General features: G+C 56.2%; 11 protein-coding genes. 4 read left to right on the forward strand and 7 right to left on the reverse strand.

Features of this window, described 5'->3' with window-relative positions:
• Positions 1–15 precede the first annotated feature (15 nt).
• The 3 genes from ODJ80_RS05800 to ODJ80_RS05810 form a co-directional block, all read right to left on the reverse strand.
• Positions 16–828 carry an amidohydrolase family protein gene (locus ODJ80_RS05800; protein ID WP_263041526.1) on the reverse strand — a complete coding sequence of 271 codons (813 nt, stop codon included), beginning with the start codon at positions 826–828 and terminating at the stop codon, positions 16–18.
• Positions 818–1,480 (reverse strand): epoxyqueuosine reductase QueH, encoded by a 663-nt coding sequence (locus ODJ80_RS05805; protein WP_263041310.1) that lies wholly within the window; start codon positions 1,478–1,480, stop codon positions 818–820. The genes ODJ80_RS05800 and ODJ80_RS05805 overlap by 11 nt, the downstream gene beginning before the upstream one ends.
• Before the next feature lie 94 nt (positions 1,481–1,574).
• Positions 1,575–2,399 carry a Cof-type HAD-IIB family hydrolase gene (locus ODJ80_RS05810; RefSeq protein WP_263041311.1) on the reverse strand — a complete coding sequence of 275 codons (825 nt, stop codon included), beginning with the start codon at positions 2,397–2,399 and terminating at the stop codon, positions 1,575–1,577.
• Positions 2,400–2,573: 174 nt separating this feature from the next.
• Between ODJ80_RS05810 and ODJ80_RS05815 the strand changes: the two genes are divergently transcribed.
• The 3 genes from ODJ80_RS05815 (at position 2,574) to ODJ80_RS05825 (ending at position 5,934) form a co-directional block, all read left to right on the forward strand.
• On the forward strand, positions 2,574–3,068 hold the full coding sequence (locus tag ODJ80_RS05815) for a divergent PAP2 family protein (protein WP_263041312.1): 495 nt from the start codon (positions 2,574–2,576) through the stop codon (positions 3,066–3,068).
• Positions 3,069–3,434: 366 nt separating this feature from the next.
• Positions 3,435–5,021, forward strand: coding sequence for a peptide chain release factor 3 (locus ODJ80_RS05820; RefSeq protein WP_263041527.1), 1,587 nt, complete (start codon positions 3,435–3,437; stop codon positions 5,019–5,021).
• A 52-nt stretch (positions 5,022–5,073) separates the two neighbouring features.
• On the forward strand, positions 5,074–5,934 hold the full coding sequence (locus ODJ80_RS05825) for an aminoglycoside phosphotransferase family protein (protein WP_263041313.1): 861 nt from the start codon (positions 5,074–5,076) through the stop codon (positions 5,932–5,934).
• A gap of 79 nt (positions 5,935–6,013) precedes the next feature.
• Here ODJ80_RS05825 and ODJ80_RS05830 read toward each other — a convergent pair whose 3' ends face one another.
• The 4 genes from ODJ80_RS05830 to ODJ80_RS05845 all read right to left on the reverse strand — a co-directional run bounded on the left by ODJ80_RS05830 (position 6,014) and on the right by ODJ80_RS05845 (position 13,423).
• Positions 6,014–7,876 carry a glycerophosphodiester phosphodiesterase family protein gene (locus ODJ80_RS05830; protein ID WP_263041314.1) on the reverse strand — a complete coding sequence of 621 codons (1,863 nt, stop codon included), beginning with the start codon at positions 7,874–7,876 and terminating at the stop codon, positions 6,014–6,016.
• Positions 7,877–8,033: 157 nt separating this feature from the next.
• Positions 8,034–11,432 carry an S-layer homology domain-containing protein gene (locus tag ODJ80_RS05835; protein WP_263041315.1) on the reverse strand — a complete coding sequence of 1,133 codons (3,399 nt, stop codon included), beginning with the start codon at positions 11,430–11,432 and terminating at the stop codon, positions 8,034–8,036.
• A 6-nt stretch (positions 11,433–11,438) separates the two neighbouring features.
• Complete coding sequence (locus ODJ80_RS05840) at positions 11,439–12,281, reverse strand: tyrosine-type recombinase/integrase (RefSeq protein ID WP_263041316.1); 843 nt, start codon at positions 12,279–12,281, stop codon at positions 11,439–11,441.
• A 299-nt stretch (positions 12,282–12,580) separates the two neighbouring features.
• Complete coding sequence (locus tag ODJ80_RS05845; RefSeq protein WP_263041317.1) at positions 12,581–13,423, reverse strand: tyrosine-type recombinase/integrase; 843 nt, start codon at positions 13,421–13,423, stop codon at positions 12,581–12,583.
• 184 nt (positions 13,424–13,607) lie between these two features.
• Here ODJ80_RS05845 and ODJ80_RS05850 point away from each other — a divergent pair, with 184 nt between their 5' ends.
• Positions 13,608–15,593, forward strand: coding sequence for a right-handed parallel beta-helix repeat-containing protein (locus tag ODJ80_RS05850; protein ID WP_263041318.1), 1,986 nt, complete (start codon positions 13,608–13,610; stop codon positions 15,591–15,593).
• Positions 15,594–15,641 lie beyond the last annotated feature (48 nt).

Here is a 15,641-nt window from a genome sequence, read left to right on the forward strand (position 1 = left end):
CGGGCTTGATCCACCTTATTCAGCCAAGCGGAACAGCCGGGCAAAGTTCTCAAAAAGCATCTTCCGGTTGTCCTCCTCCCCGTAGCCCAGGGCGAAAAAGCGCTCCAGCTCCTCTTTGGGGGACCACATGGGGAAATCTGTACCAAACATGGTGTGGTCCACACCGAAGTGCTCAATACTCTTTCGGGCCTGCTCTGGGGTGACAGCGAACAGGGAGCTGGAGGTGTCGATGTACACGTTGGTGCCGGAAAGCTCCCGGCGGGCGTCCTCCCATTCACTGTAGCCTCCCAAATGGGCGGCAATGCAGGTGAAATCTGGGATTTTCTGAATGACATTCATCAGCCGGCGGGGCGTGGAGAAATCCGTGCGGCTGTCCCCGGTGTGGAACAGGACGGGCAGCCCCCGGCGGTGGGCTTCCTCATAGACGGGGAGCATCTTCGGGTCGTCGATATAAAAATGCTGGAAATCCGGGTGGAGCTTAATGCCCCGCAGCCCCCGGCGCTGGATATCGTCCATCTCCGCCTGAATATCGGACACGTCCTGGTGCCAGGCAGCCAAGCCGGTGAACTGGGGGTACTTGCGGCACTTGTCCTCAATAAACTGGTTGATGGAGCGGACCTGCTCCACTTTTGTGGCCACAGAACACACCAAAAACCGGTCGATACCGGCCTGGGCGCCCCGCTGGGCCAGCACATGGGGCAGGCCCACGTTCTGCATGGGGATGTGGTAGAAATCCCCCACAGAGCCCGTGGCCTTTTCCGCGATCTTTCCGGGATAGATGTGGGCGTGGGCATCCGCTGTGGGATAAAAGACGCCCTTATGAAACACTGGCAAGCTGATCCTTCCTTTCTTTCTCCCGCTGGCGCTGTGCCCTGGAAAAGGCGCAGCCGCAGTAATCCTGGCGATACAAACCGTACTCCTTAGAAAGCTCGATCGAGCGTTTGTAGCCGTCCTTCTTTTTGAAATCAGAGGGCAGGTGTGCCACCCCGTATTTTTCTCCCAGCTCTTCCCCCAGCTGATTCAAAAGCCGGGCATTCTTCATGGGGGAAATGGTCAGGGTGGTAGTGTAGTACTCAAAGTGAAGGCGCGCCGCCTCTTTCGCGGCATACTCCAGCCGCAGGCGGAAGCAGGCTTCGCAGCGCTTCCCCCCTTCCGGCTCCCCCTCTAAGCCGCAGGCAGCTTCTACAAAAGCCTGCCCATTGTAGCTGCAGGGGAGCAGCTCCACCGGGTGGGCAAAATGCATTTGAGAGACCAGGCGGCGCAGCTCCGCCTCTCTTTTCTCGTACTCCTCATAGGGGGCAATATTGGGATTGTAATAGAGCAGCGTGATGAAGAAATACTGAGAGAGATATTCCAGCACCGCGCTGGAACAGGGGGCGCAGCAGGCGTGCAGCAGCAACCTGGGCACACTCCCCTTCTGCTGAAGCCCCTGAAGGAGCTTCTCCAGCTCTTTGCTATAATTCCGGCTTGGTCCGGCCAACTGCCGTCCCTCCTTTCTGCGAACGCCTCTTCTGCTTCAAACAGTTATTTTCAAGTGTAGCACAGCCGTTTTCGGATTGCAAGGGCGTGACTTTTTACTCTGCCTGTCCGGGCTGGTCCTCTTCTTGGACCAGGCCCAGCCGGACTATGCCGTGGTAGACCCCATCGTGCTCGTTGTCCGGCGCATGAAGGGGGAAACGGGCCAAAAGCGCCTGCGGCGCATTTCCCATCAGGAAGCCGCAGCCAACTGCCTCCAGCATGTCCACATCGTTGTAATTGTCCCCAAAGGCAGCCGAAGCTTCTACGGGGAGCTGCCAAAGCGCGCAGGCCCGGCGGACTGCGGAAGCCTTACTGACGCCAGGCGCCATAACCTCCAACAGAAAATCCGCGGAGCGAACGATGGTATAGGCAGGGAATTCCGTTTTCAGCTGCTCCTCTAACCGCCGGACCTCTTCTGGCTCGCCGATGCATTGAAGCTTGTGAACCTGGTCCCGGCGCAGGGAATCCATCCCTCCCTCCTCGGCCTGTACCTTGACGATGGACGCCTCCCGCAGAATGCGGGGGTCCTGTGTGTCCTGCGCCAGCCACTGGTCAAAGGAATAGATGCTCTGCGCCATATCAAAAGGGCTTTCCTCCACAAAGCGCAGGATGCGGCGGGCCTCCTGCGCCGGAAAGTCCTGATGAAACAGGAGGGCGCCCGATTCATCCAGCATAAGAGCGCCGCTGTAGCACACCACTGGGCAGCGCAGCCCGTTCTCCCGAAGGATTGTGGCTACGCCCGAGGGGCTGCGGGCGGAAACAATGACAAAAGGGACGCCCTGCCGCTGAACCGCCTGGATGGCCGTCCGGTTTAAGGGGGTGAGCTGGTGCCTGGAATTGAGCAGGGTGCCGTCCACATCGCTGAAAATAACCTGTACCATCCTGAGAAGCCCGCCTTTCTGGAAAAAACTTGATAATTGTGCTCTATTCTTTTTCTTCAGTATAACACAGCAAACGGAGATTTTCCACTTGCTTCAAGGGGATTTTGGTTGACACCCCTTGGTGAATAGGGTATGATAAACACAGTCATCCGTACATCTATGAGGAGGGAAACCGTGGACTTCTCTTTTTTCCTATCCAACCCCTTAATCAATGTAGGGCTGGTCTCCTGGCTGGCGGCCCAAGGCATCAAGACGATTTTAGACGCGGTAAAGCACCGCTCCTTTAACAAGCAGCGGCTGGCCGGGGCCGGGGGTATGCCCAGCTCCCATTCAGCGGTGTGCTGCTCGGTGGTGCTGACCTCCTATTTCCTCTACGGGTTCCAATCCCCCGTGTTTGCCCTTGCTTTCATTGTGGCGCTGATCGTGATGTATGACGCCACCGGTGTGCGTTGGGCGGCAGGCTTACATGCCAAGGCCATCAACCAGATTGTGGAATATCTGGACAGCGGCGACGTGAACGACCAGGAAAAAGATCTGAACGACCTGATCCCCAAGCTCAACGAATCTTTAGGGCATCGGGTGATCGAGGTAATCTGCGGCGCTCTGCTTGGCGTTGCCATTGCGGTAATCGGCCAGCTTCTCCGCCAGGGCGGCGCACATCTGATTTGAAAAAAGGAAAAGAGCAGCCCGGGCAAGTGTTTTCTGCCCGGGCTGCTTTTGTTGGTTTTCCAAGGCTTCCACGCTTTACCTGCGGCGCCATAGGGACACCAGCCAGGAAAAGAGGATTGCCAGCACCACATAACCACCCAAAACGAATAGGTACACACGGCCTCCCCCCTCTATAAAAATACGCAGAGGCTGTTGTCCCCTATTCGCGGAAAAGCCTTGTGTTTCCGGCTATGCTATGGTATAATATTTCAGTTTTGACCAGATCTTGTAAGTCCTTGTAAAGCGAGGGAAAACCCATGTAGCCTGCCCGCCCTTTGTTTTGGATATTCTAGCGAAATTGAGAAAGGATGGCTTATTTTGCCTGATATGAAAAGCGAGATCCAGCGCCGGAGAACCTTTGCCATTATCTCTCACCCCGACGCCGGTAAGACCACTTTAACAGAAAAGTTCCTGCTCTACGGCGGCGCTATCACCCTAGCGGGCATGGTAAAGGGAAAGCGGAACTCCCGCCACGCGGTCTCCGACTGGATGGAGATTGAAAAGCAGCGCGGCATCTCTGTCACCTCTTCCGTGATGCAGTTTCAGTATGACGGTTACTGTATCAACATTTTGGACACCCCCGGCCATCAGGACTTCTCTGAGGACACTTACCGCACCCTGATGGCTGCCGATTCCGCGGTGATGGTTATTGACGCCAGCAAGGGTGTGGAGGCCCAGACCCGCAAGCTCTTTAAGGTGTGCGTCATGCGGGACATCCCCATCTTCACCTTTATCAACAAGATGGACCGGGACTCCCGCAGCCCCTACGACCTGCTGGACGAGATCGAGAAGGAGCTGGGCATTGGCACCTATCCCATGAACTGGCCCATTGGCTCTGGCATCGACTTCAAGGGCGTGTACGACCGGGAGCGGAAACAGGTGCTGCAATTTGAGCCCGACGGCGACAACGCCGGCCGCAAAGAGGCCCGGGAACACGACTTCTCCCTGGAGGACGAGGGCCTGCGGGCCGCTATCGGCGACAGCCTCTACGAGACCTTGCAGGAGGATGTGGAGCTCATCGACGGGGCGGGCTATGACTTTGACTTGGAGAAGGTGCGCCACGGCAAGCTCTCCCCGGTGTTCTTCGGCTCGGCCCTGACCAACTTCGGCGTGGAGCCTTTCCTGGAGAGCTTCTTGAAGCTGACCACCCCTCCCCTGCCCCGGAACACGGCCCAGGGCGTGGTGGACCCCTTTGACCCCAACTTCTCCGCTTTTGTGTTCAAGATCCAGGCCAACATGAACAAGGCCCACCGGGACCGCATCGCCTTTATCCGCATTTGCAGCGGCAAGTTCGAGAAAGGCATGGAGGTGGAGCATGTCCAGGGCGGGCGGAAGATGAAGCTCTCCCAGCCCCAGCAGCTGATGGCCCAGAGCCGGGAGATTATCGAGGAGGCCTACGCTGGCGACATCATCGGCGTGTTCGACCCGGGCGTGTTCTCCATTGGCGACACGCTGTGCGCCCCTGGAAAGAAAATCGCCTTTGAAGGCATCCCCACCTTTGCCCCGGAGCTGTTCAGCCTGGTGCGCCAGAAGGACACCATGAAGCGCAAGCAGTTCGTCAAGGGAGCCACCCAGATCGCCCAGGAGGGCGCCATCCAGATCTTCCAGGAGATCGGCGCCGGCATGGAGGAGATCATCGTGGGCGTGGTGGGCAGCCTGCAGTTTGACGTGTTCCAATACCGGATGGAGAATGAGTACAACGTGGATATCACCATGCAGACGCTGCCCTACTCCTATATCCGGTGGATCGACAATGAAGAGATCGACCTGAAAAAGCTGAACCTGACCTCCGACACCCGGAAGGTCCAGGACATGCGGGGCCGCTACCTGCTGCTGTTTGCCAACCAGTGGAGCATCAACTGGGCGCTGGAGCACAACGAGGGGCTGCAGCTCTCGGAATTCAGCCGGAATTGATAAAAGCACTGCCGGGGGCTTTCCCCGGCAGTTTTTGTCAGGAGGGACGGAGATGGACTTTTCTCGGATGGAAGAGGTGCGGGCCGGATGGTCCGGGGACAGGAAATACCACGCCTGGGACAACGGCGGCCAGGAGTATTTTTTGCGGCTCTCCCCGCCGGAGAAGTGGAAGAAGGCCCAAAGAGCCTTTGCCCTGCAAAAGAAGGCCTTCCAGCTGGGGCTGCCGGTGAGCGAGCCCTTAGAGCTTACCCAGGAGGACGGCCAGGTGCGCTTTGTGGAGCGGTGGCTCTCCGGCCGGATGGCGGAGGACGCGCTGCCCGCCTTGCCCCAAGAGGAGCAGTACCGCTTGGGGCGGGAGGCAGGCCGGGTACTGCGGGCTTTACACGGCTGCCCCGCCCCGGCAGAAGCAGAGGACTGGGAGAGCCGGTTCAACAAGAAGCTGGACCGGAAGATCCAACTGTATCGGGAATGTCCTTTACAGTACCAAAACGGAGAGGCGTTCATCCAGTATATGGAGGAAAACCGGGAGCTCCTTCGGGGGAGGCCCCAGTGCGCCCAACATGGAGATTACCACGCGGGGAATATGATGCTCTGCGAGGGCAGGCTTTTCGTCATCGACTTTGACCGCCCTGACGTAGGCGACCCCTGGATGGAGTTCAACCGCATCGTCTGGAGCGCCCAGCTCTCCCCCGCCTTTGCCAGGGGCACGGTGGACGGCTACTTTGACGGGGCGCCGCCGTTGGCGTTCTGGAAGCTGCTGGCCCTGTACATCGCCAGCAATACCTTGGGCTCTTTGCCCTGGGCCGTGCCCTTCGGAGAGGAGCAGGTGGCCATTATGCGGGAACAGGCAGCCCAAGTGCTGGACTGGTACGATGGAATGCAGCGGGTGATCCCCAGCTGGTATATCATTTAGCCGGCAAAAGTCCGCGATAAAAAAGCTCGGAGAGTTGTTTCTCCGAGCTTTTTTACTGTGTTGCGGGAAGTCCCGCTCTTCAACGCTCCTCCAAGCTGCCGCCTGGAAAGGCGCTTTGATAGCGGTGGTGGGTGGATTCTCTGTATGCATCCACCACCTCCCGCCCCAGATCGGGGAAGTCTGTAATCAAGCCGGTAACGCCCATTTGCAAATACTGGAGCATCCGGTCTGTGTCATACACGCTCCAAACATAGACAGGCAAGCCGCTGTTCCGGGCCAACCGAGTCATCTGATAGGAAACCATGGACTCCTCCACCGCCAAAAAGTCAATGTCATACTGCCAAATACCCTCATCCAGATCGCCGCTGGAGGCATAAGCGCAGTACCCCACCCACCATTCGGGATGAGCTTGCTGCAGGGCCGCCATACTGGCATAGTCCTGTGACATAAACATCAACCGCTCTCCCAGGCCGGATTGCTCCACCAGGGAAAGAACCGCCTGGGTCAGCGCAGCGGCATTGTCCTCCGCCGGTTTCAGCTCTACCAACAGCCCGGTGAGTGAAGGGGACTCTGCCAGCAGTTCCAGCACCCCGGCAAAGGTGGGGATATGCCCTCCCTCCTTCGCAAAGCCTGTGGGGTACAGTTCCAAACTGGTGAGCTCCTCTGCGCGCAGGCTGCCCACATTGAGGTTTTGTCCCGCCAAACGCCAGAGGCTGGCATCGTGGATGACTACAGGCACCCCGTCCGCGGAAAGCTGCACATCAATTTCCGCGTAATCCGCACCGCGTTCAGCCGCGGCCCGAAAGGCGGCAAGCGTGTTCTCCGTCTCGTAAATGCAACCCCTGTGGCCAATCACCGCCGGAGGGTGGACAAGATCCGGCGGGGCGCTCCCCGCGAACATCCAAACGCCCGCCCCCAGGCAGAGCAGAAGGGCCGCGATCCGCACTCTCCACCGTTTCCACTGGGCCAGAAGTCTTTGGCCCAGGCATCCAAGCCGCCTGCGGAGGATTTCTGCCAACAGGGCGGCATCTCCCTGCCAAGCAGGGGCCGCCGCAATGCAGAGCTCCCGCTGGGGATCCATCACAGCCAAAAGCAGCCGCACAAAAAGGGCCATAGCCGCCGTATCCAGAAGGGCCCGCACCACCCAGTAGGCAAGGTCAATGGGAAAGGCCTCGGAATAGAGAAGATTGCGGAAAAAGGCTGCATCAAAGTCAACCAGCCCCAAGCGGTTGCGCCGCCAATACTGGGCAATGCGGGTGAACACCCCCAGCCACAGCACGACAGCTCCCACCACGGCAGGGCCTCTCCAATCCAGGCGGCCGTTTCGCCAGAACGCGCGGCGCCATACCTTCAGGCTCTCCTTGGCCGCAGAGAAGAGGCGCTCCCGGCGCAGAGCCATAAAGAGGGGCACAAACAGGAACAACAGGGCCAAGAGGTATAGAATGGTTGGGATGGCAATTAAAGCCGCCCTCCCCAGAACATCATAGCGGCGCAGCTCGCTGTAGATAAACTCCGGAATGGATAAGGTGGTGATGAGGCTGTTCACATATCCAAAACCAGCCAGAGGCAGCAGCGCCAAATAGAAGACGCCCGAAACCGGAAGCGACCAACCCCTCAGCGCACCCAGACTCCACAGGGAGCCCCACCACAACTCCCGCCAAGTGAAATCCTGGCCCTGGCGGGTAAGGGCCGCAATGCGGATGACCGTAGAAAGCTCCCAAAAGACAAAGGCCGTGGCTGCCGCGGCCACCAGCAGCAACACCACCACGCCTGCTGGACTGACAAAAGCAAAGGCTGCTCCGTTGTTGAAATTCAAGCCTTCCGATGCGGCGTAGATGCGGTAAATCCCTCCCAACACCGGGTAAACCAGGCAGATGGTGAGCAGCTTGCACACCGCTTCAAATTTGAGGATCTCCCCCGTTGTACGCAATAGGCTTTTCACACATTTTCCTCCTGTGGGCTCGGGCCGCCTATGCGGCCCCTTAGTCTCAGCAACGTATTATACCACAGGGATTCCCCCGCACGCAAGAAGCCCCGCCCGGGAGATCTGCAGCCAGAAAAAGGACCCCTTTCGGGGTCCCTCTCCTGCTTGCAAGCACTTATTTCAGTTCTGTCCAAGTTTCCACGTTGGTACTGGGTTTGGTATATGTATGGCTGTTGGTAGCCTCTACAATGTGGTAATAGCCCCAATGGGTGGAGGTTACATCGCTGAAGGCGTTCAATTCATCCGCGTGCCCGGCGACAAACTCGCGGTCCGCGAAGCGGCCCAGCATCTTATTGACGATGGATGTCACCTCTACGCGGGTGATCCAGTTTTCCGGCCGGAACGTACCGTCTTCATAGCCTTCAATCCATCCATACTGGATAGAGCCCACCACGGCCTCATAGAACCAGTCGCCGCTGTGCACATCGGAGAAGATGTTGGTCCCATCCAGGGCACCCTTGGTAAACTTCATAGCCATGGAAGTGAATTCCGCGCGGGTGATGGAGCGCTCTGGCTCAAACCGGTTCTCCCCTACGCCGGAGATGATCCCCATACTGGCCAGGGTATTCACGGACTTCGCATACCAAGCGTCCGCGGGCACATCCTCAAAGGAGGCGGTGATGGCCACATTCTTGTCCACCAGCAGGTTGTAGAACATCTGGGCAACCTCTGCGCGGGTCATGTTCTGGTCAGGGCCAAAGGTCCCCTCGGGATAGCCAAAGAGGTACTGGTTGTGGTTTTCCGTATCCAGCAGGTCCGAGACACCCGTGTCATCCGGGTCAGCGGGCTCAGAAGGGGTGACAGGGGGAGTGACGGGGGTCTGGGCTACCACTTCCACCACGGCGGGAGCGGAAGGCACAGTGACTTGCGTCATCCCTACCTGGCCGCTGAGCACGGCCGAAGTAACCAACTGGTCGCCAGCCGTTAGCGTTATCCCATCTGCCGTTTCAGCGGAGAAATGGAAAGTGTATCCATCAAGTTTATCCGCAGAAACCGTCACCGTCAAGGTATGGGTATCAGAATCATAGTTAGCATCGTTAGCATCGGTACAGGTCAGATTGCTGTCGAGCACAAAGGTAAGGGTGAAGTCACCCACATTTGGTTCTTGGTCCAACATGTTTTTCAAGCTACCACTGATTGTATAGACAGCCTGGTATTGGAAAGTATGGCTGTCCTCCCCTTCTGTCACTTGGGTGGGGGAGACGGTCAATGCCAGTGTGCCGTAGTCTTCTGTGGGCTGTACCAGGCCCACCACATAGCCGTTTGTTTCTCCGGCAGGCACGGCGAAGCGCCAGGTATCGCCGTCTATGGTTACAGCGTATACGGCGGCTTCAGCTTCGCCGGCTACATTACCCTCTGGGTCTGTGGGCATTACCAGGGCGTAAACGGGTAATTGTGCATTGTCTTTGGTAAGCCCGTTCAGCTCCCAGGTTTCATTGCTTGCAGACTGGGCCCAGAAGGAGGCAATCAATTTATCTTTCTCCCAGCCCAGGTTTTCAGAGGCGGTTTTCAAGGCAGTTTCCCCATTTGCGCTGGCGTTGCCCAGTTTCACACCCTCTCTGGGGCGCTCAATGGTATAGTCGTAGCTCTGCATATAAATGCTTTCTTCGCTTAAGGTAACGTCATCGGAGATGGTGAGGTAGCGGGAGATATTTGCAGTTCCTGATGAAGTTACTGTAACATCGTTAGGAGTACCTCCTGAAGCAGTATAATCGCCAGTAGTAATAGTGGCATTCATTACATTATCTGAAATATTTCCGCCTTTAATGACTACTACTCCATTACTGACAGTTAATCCTCCTCCTATGCCGTTTGTAGCATTGTTTGAAATATTACCATTCTCCATTGTAAATGTGCCGCCAGAACCTACATCCACACCTGCACCAACAGCATTTGATAGGAGATTATCTGGTGTGTAACTGACATTATTGGAAATATTCCCTCCTTCCATAATAAAGGCACCATTTCCAATATATACAGCACCATTTCTCTCACTATTAGTCCGTGTAGCCGTATTATTGCATATTTCAGCACCATCGTATAAATAGGCAGTTTTACCACTTTGATTGTTTGATAGGCAAATTGCAGAAGCGGATTGTGTGCTGTGGTTATGATTTATTTTTCCATAAATATGAACCACAGCCCCGTTTCCTTGTACATATACAGCTCCGTAATTAACGGTGTTATCATGGATGTAAGCATTAGAGCCAATCGTACAAATCATAGCCGTGTCAGGATTACCAGATAAACTAGAATTTAGATGAATAACTTGGGTATTTGTGAAACCATATAGTTCTCCATCTATAGTCGCCTCCGAAAACTGAAATTGTTGAACCGCCTTCGTACTCAGGCCATAGATTTTTGCTCCATTTTGCATTCTAAATTTGCTTTTCTCTTCTGCATTATTACCGATAAGATAGACGGCACTAGCTCCAGTAACTTCACTTATTTCACAGTTTTCCGTGATGACGGCAGAAGCCATATTACGAAGATAGATAGCTGTTCCGTTGTTCCCTTGCCACATACTACTGTTACCAGTAATGCCGCTAATTGTACCGTCCACTGTAACATCAGACCCGGCACCGTCTTCATAAATGGCCCGGCCATTCATGTTTTCAATGGAAGCGCCTTCCTGCATTTCTACTTTGCCGGACTGCACCCATACAGCACCGGCGGGGCCGTCGCTATCCGTCGCACCTTTGATCCGGGTGTAAGTATCAGAGTCGCAAATTTTACTGCCGGACTCCATGACCAAGGTGCCGCCGGACACACGCACGGCGCTCATACCGCCATAGTTCTGCAAGACCGCGCCATTTCCCAAGGTGATGGTGGCATCACCGCTATAAGTTGCAATGATGGCGTCCTGGACAATCTCAAAGTTGCTAACGTTCGTTTCGCCAACTGTAGTGGAGCCGGGGTTGTTATCTGGATTCCCGTCGCCTACGTTGCCGCCCCTGCTGGCGTCCACCTGCACGAAAACAGGGTTCGCTGCAGTGGCGTATGGAGCTTCGCCTGTATAAGTATAAGCCATGATATGTCCGTCATTCAGAATGATATTCTCTAGGGTCAGGCTGGCGCTATTTCCCACCTCAATCAAAGCAGGGTTATAGCCACCCCGGGCCATGTCTTGTACGGGATCAACACTTTCATTCTCATCAATGTGGCTCAAGTTTTTACCACGGAAGATGGTATAAGGGGTCTCCGCACCGGGGGCGCTGGTGATGGTAATATCGCCAGTCCAGAACCGGGCGCACTCCGACATTGTCAAATTGGACATGACATAGATGGTTGCGGAATTTTTTTTCGCCGCCTTCTCCACCGCCTTTGCCAAAGTGGCATAGGGATCTTCTTGCGAGCCTGCTCCATTGTCATTGCCATTAGCACGGACGTAGACCGCATTGGTGTCCACTGCTTCAGGCGGGTCCCCCGGCGAGGTAGCCCCAGCCAGGACAGGCAGCAGAGCACACAACAGCACCGCGATACAGAGAATGCTTAAACGTTTGTAAGTTTTCATCAAGATTCACCTCAATTTGTAAAACGAAGTAACTTCACTGGTTTCCTTCCAACCCACACGAATTTGTTCTTGTTCCACCAAACGCTGGTGGGCCTGTTCGATGAGAACCGCCACATTTTGCTGGATGCCCCGGAGGGTCTCTTGATAGAGCTTTCGCAGGCAGCGAGGGTTGCATTTCTCAGGAGACACCCTGGCAGCCCCGGCCAAACGCTGCACCAAAGCTGTGACATTGGTGCGGCTCAAGGGCTTACCATTCCGAGTGACAAAGAGAGAGCCGTGGCTCACCCCTTTTTTTCCGGCATAACTCAGCAGTTCATCGCACAAGCTGGGAGGCAGGCTGACCAACTGCTTGTGCAGCAGCAGCCGTCCCTCCTGAACAGCCTCCACAGTGACCTGGGGCAGGTCCTGCACGCGAACCCCTGTGCAGGCAAACACCTTTACAAGCAGGTAAGCCTGCTCCTTTCCCAGCGCTCGCGCGGCAGACAGCAGCCGCAGGTATTCGCTGCGTGTCAGCTCTGGCTGCACCTCTTCCGTATTGGGCCAAGGGGGAGGCTGCGCTTGATACTTCCACAGCTCCAAAAACGCAAGCAAGCCATTTACAGAGGAAATCCGCAACTTTACCGTGCTTGGCATCAGCCCCTGGGCCAAGAGCTTTTCCCGCCAGCGGGCCGCGCTGTCTGGCCGGATTTCCCCGCTTGGATACTCTTTGAAAAAAAGCTGCAGGTTTCGCCGGTAAGACTGGATTGTCCCAGAAGAGTACCCCTTTCCGGCCAGCCTGGCCAGATAGCTCTCCATTTGCTCGGGAGTGACGCGGACCGCTCCTGCTTTCACTTCTGCCGCTGGATTCACACATATCACCTCCGTTCCATCGTTTGCTGACAAATTTAATAGATTGTCTCTATTCGGCGGAGGAACTAGCCAGAGTTAAGCTGTTGGGCAGTAAAAAAGGCCCGCTGGGAAACCAGCAGGCCAAAAAAGCGCGTATGAAATCAGGCCGGATAGAACCACTGCCTCTGCCGGCCTACTTTTTTATGTACATTTTTTAGGGAAGGCATTGCGTTTCCGAAATGAACGTGTTAAAATAAGCTCAAATTTATATAGTTAGTTGTTCTTTTTTGTTTAACTACGAGACAATCTATTAAATTTATCTAGTAGACTAAGTGAAGCCGCTCTAGCTGGCGTTCGTGCTCCGTACTGGTAGAAATGAGGTAAATGCGGGTGGTTTCAATGCTGGAATGGCCAAGGACATCAGCCAGCTTGGCGATATCGTGGCTCACCTGGTAAAACGCGCGGGCAAAAAGGTGCCGCAGGTTATGGGGAAAGACCTTGGTGGCCATCACTCCCGCAGACCTACAGAGTGATTTCATCTCGGCCCAGATCTGCTTTCTGGAAATGGGACGGCCGCTTTTGGTGCGGAATATGGCGCCAGAGGCGGTTTTCTCTTTATGGGCGAACTGAAGCAGTTTTTTCCGCAGCCTGCTGGGAATGAGAATGGTGCGGATCTTTCCCTTTAGGCTGATCTCCGCCCTGCCAGCCCGGACTGCTTCCACAGTGAGATGCTCTACCTCGCTGACCCGGATACCTGTGGCGCAGATGGATTCCATGAGCAAGGCCAGGCGTTCCCTGCCCTGGCTGCGGGCGGCAGAGAGAAGGCGGGCATACTCGCTGCGGGTCAGTTCCCTGCGGTTTTCCCGGAACATGCGCCGCTGGATGCGCAGCGACTTTACCCTGCATCCGTGCCAGCCAAGAAACGAGAAAAAACGGTTTAACGGCACCAATATGGTATTGACGGTTCCTGGCGCGTAACCCCTGGCAAGCAGATGAGCTTTCCACTTGGCAGCCAACTCTCTGGTAACGTCCGCCTCTCCCGCCCATGCGGCGAACGCTTTGATATGGCGCTGGTAGTTTTCAATGGTGCCGGCACTGCGCTCTTCCTCCCGAAGAAGCTGAAGGAACAAATAAATCTTTTCTGGTGTAATCGTGTACGTCATTGCCTGTCTCCTTTCTTGCTTTTCTTGCTTTTCTTCCATTTTACCTCATTGGAAAGGAAATATCCGAAAGACAACTCTCGTGCGCTGGATTTTCCCTTCCTCCGCTTGACAACGAAGGCCGGATGCAATACCATAAGCTCATCCCCTATTTTAGGGAAATCGCTGCGATATGGAGGAGTTTGCCATGAAAATTTACGTTTCCGCCAAGGCTTGGCGGGATGGGGACGGCTCTCAAGCCCGGCCCTTCAAGCACATCAACGATGCCGCAAAGATCGCCCGGCCCGGCGATGAAGTGCTGGTGGCCCCCGGAATTTACCGGGAATATGTGGACCCGGTAAACGCCGGCACAGAAGAAGCCCCCATCACCTACCGGAGCACAGAGCCCCTGGGGGCTGTCATCACCGGCGCGGAGGAGATTAAGTCCTGGCTCCCCTACGAGGGCAGCGTGTGGATGGCGCGGATACCCAACAGCCTTTTTGGAAGCTACAACCCCTACACCACCTATGTGTATGGCGACTGGTACTTCGCCAGGCGCTCTAAGCACACCGGCTGCGTGTACTTAAACGGGAAGGCCCTGTACGAAGCGGACAGCCTGGAGGCCTGCCTGAAAGGGGAGGTATATGAGTGCTCTTGGGAGCCGGAAGCCTCTGTCTACAAGTGGTATGCCCAGCAGGAAGGGGACGAGACGGTACTCTACGCCAACTTCCAAGGGGCAGATCCCAACCGGGAAAACGTGGAGATCAACGTGCGCCGGGAGTGCTTTATGCCCTCTAAAACCGGGGTGAACTACATCACCGTCAGCGGGTTTACTGTCACCCAGGCGGCCACCACCTGGGCCCCGCCCGCCGCCTATCAGGATGGGATGATTGGCCCACACTGGTCCAAGGGGTGGATTATTGAGGACTGCGACATTTCCAACTCCAAATGCGCGGGCATCTCCCTGGGCAAATACTACGACCCGGACAACGACCACTACTTCACCACCAAACATGTGAAAAGCCCCACCCAGATGGAGCGGGACGCCGTGTGCCGGGGACAGTACCACGGCTGGCTGAAGGAAAAGGTTGGCAGCCACATCGTGCGGCGGTGCAACATCCATCACTGTGAGCAAGGAGGCATCATCGGCCGGATGGGAGGCGTGTTCTCCCTTATTGAGGACAACCACATCCACCACATCAACAACATGATGGAGCTGGGGGGCGCGGAGATTGCCGGCATCAAGATGCACGCCGCCATCGACGTGGTATACCGCCGCAACTACATCCACCACTGCACCATGGGCATTTGGTGCGACTGGGAGGCCCAGGGTACCCGCATCACTCAGAACCTGTTCCACGACAACCAGCGGCCCGCCTTTGCCAAGCAGCTCAAGGGCGGCATGATGAGCCAGGATATCTTTGTGGAGGTGGGCCACGGCCCCACCCTCATCGACAACAACATCCTCCTCTCGGAGGCCTCCTTGCGGATGGCCACAGAAGGGGTGGCCATGGTCCACAACTTGATCTGCGGCGCCCTGACCTGCGTGGGCGGCGGCACCGGCCCCCGGTACACCCCCTACCACATCCCCCACCGGACAGAGGTGATGGGCTTTATGACCATCCTTCACGGGGACGACCGATTCTACAACAACATTTTCGTGCAGAAGTGGCCCGCCGCCCCCTTTACAGTGATCCACGACAGCGACGATGGCCAGGATGAGGAGAACCGGGAAGTGGGCACCCATGTGATGGACGAATATCCCACCTATGAGGAGTGGATTGCCCAGTTCGACATGGACACGGATACTCCGGACATGGCCAAGCTGGCCCCTGCCCACGAAGGCCGCCTGCCAGTTTGGGTGGAGGGCAACGCCTATTTAGGCGGCGCCAAAGCCTGCAAAAACGAGATTAGCGGCCTGGTCAACGGCGAACAGCCCGTGCAGGTGGAAGTGGAGCTGGAAAACGGCAGGCCCGTGCTCTCCACCAACGTGTACGAGCTTTTAGAGGGCTTTACTGGCCGCCGGATCGACACCCAGGTGCTGGGGAAAGCCTTTGAGCCTGAGGAGTACTTTGAGAACCCGGACGGCACCCCCATTACCTTTGACCAAGATTACTTTGGGGACCATCGGGGCGCCCATCCCCTGCCCGGGCCCTTTGCCGGGAAAGATGCCGTGGGGCAACCCCTTTGGTAAAAAGCGCAGCACCCAACAGACAGAGACAGCACGGCTCCTCTCCCTATA

The sequence above is a fragment of the Acutalibacter sp. LFL-21 genome (genome assembly GCF_025630755.1).
Taxonomy (GTDB): domain Bacteria; phylum Bacillota; class Clostridia; order Oscillospirales; family Acutalibacteraceae; genus Acutalibacter; species Acutalibacter stercoravium.

Excerpts from the sequence above, each read along its gene's own strand:
- ODJ80_RS05845 (WP_263041317.1), bottom strand. The coding sequence starts at position 13,423 with ATGACGTACACGATTACACCAGAAAAGATTTATTTGTTCCTTCAGCTT.
- ODJ80_RS05850 (WP_263041318.1), top strand. The coding sequence starts at position 13,608 with ATGAAAATTTACGTTTCCGCCAAGGCTTGGCGGGATGGGGACGGCTCT.
- ODJ80_RS05820 (WP_263041527.1), top strand. The coding sequence starts at position 3,435 with ATGAAAAGCGAGATCCAGCGCCGGAGAACCTTTGCCATTATCTCTCAC.
- ODJ80_RS05810 (WP_263041311.1), bottom strand. The coding sequence starts at position 2,399 with ATGGTACAGGTTATTTTCAGCGATGTGGACGGCACCCTGCTCAATTCC.
- ODJ80_RS05835 (WP_263041315.1), bottom strand. The coding sequence starts at position 11,432 with ATGAAAACTTACAAACGTTTAAGCATTCTCTGTATCGCGGTGCTGTTG.
- ODJ80_RS05825 (WP_263041313.1), top strand. The coding sequence starts at position 5,074 with ATGGACTTTTCTCGGATGGAAGAGGTGCGGGCCGGATGGTCCGGGGAC.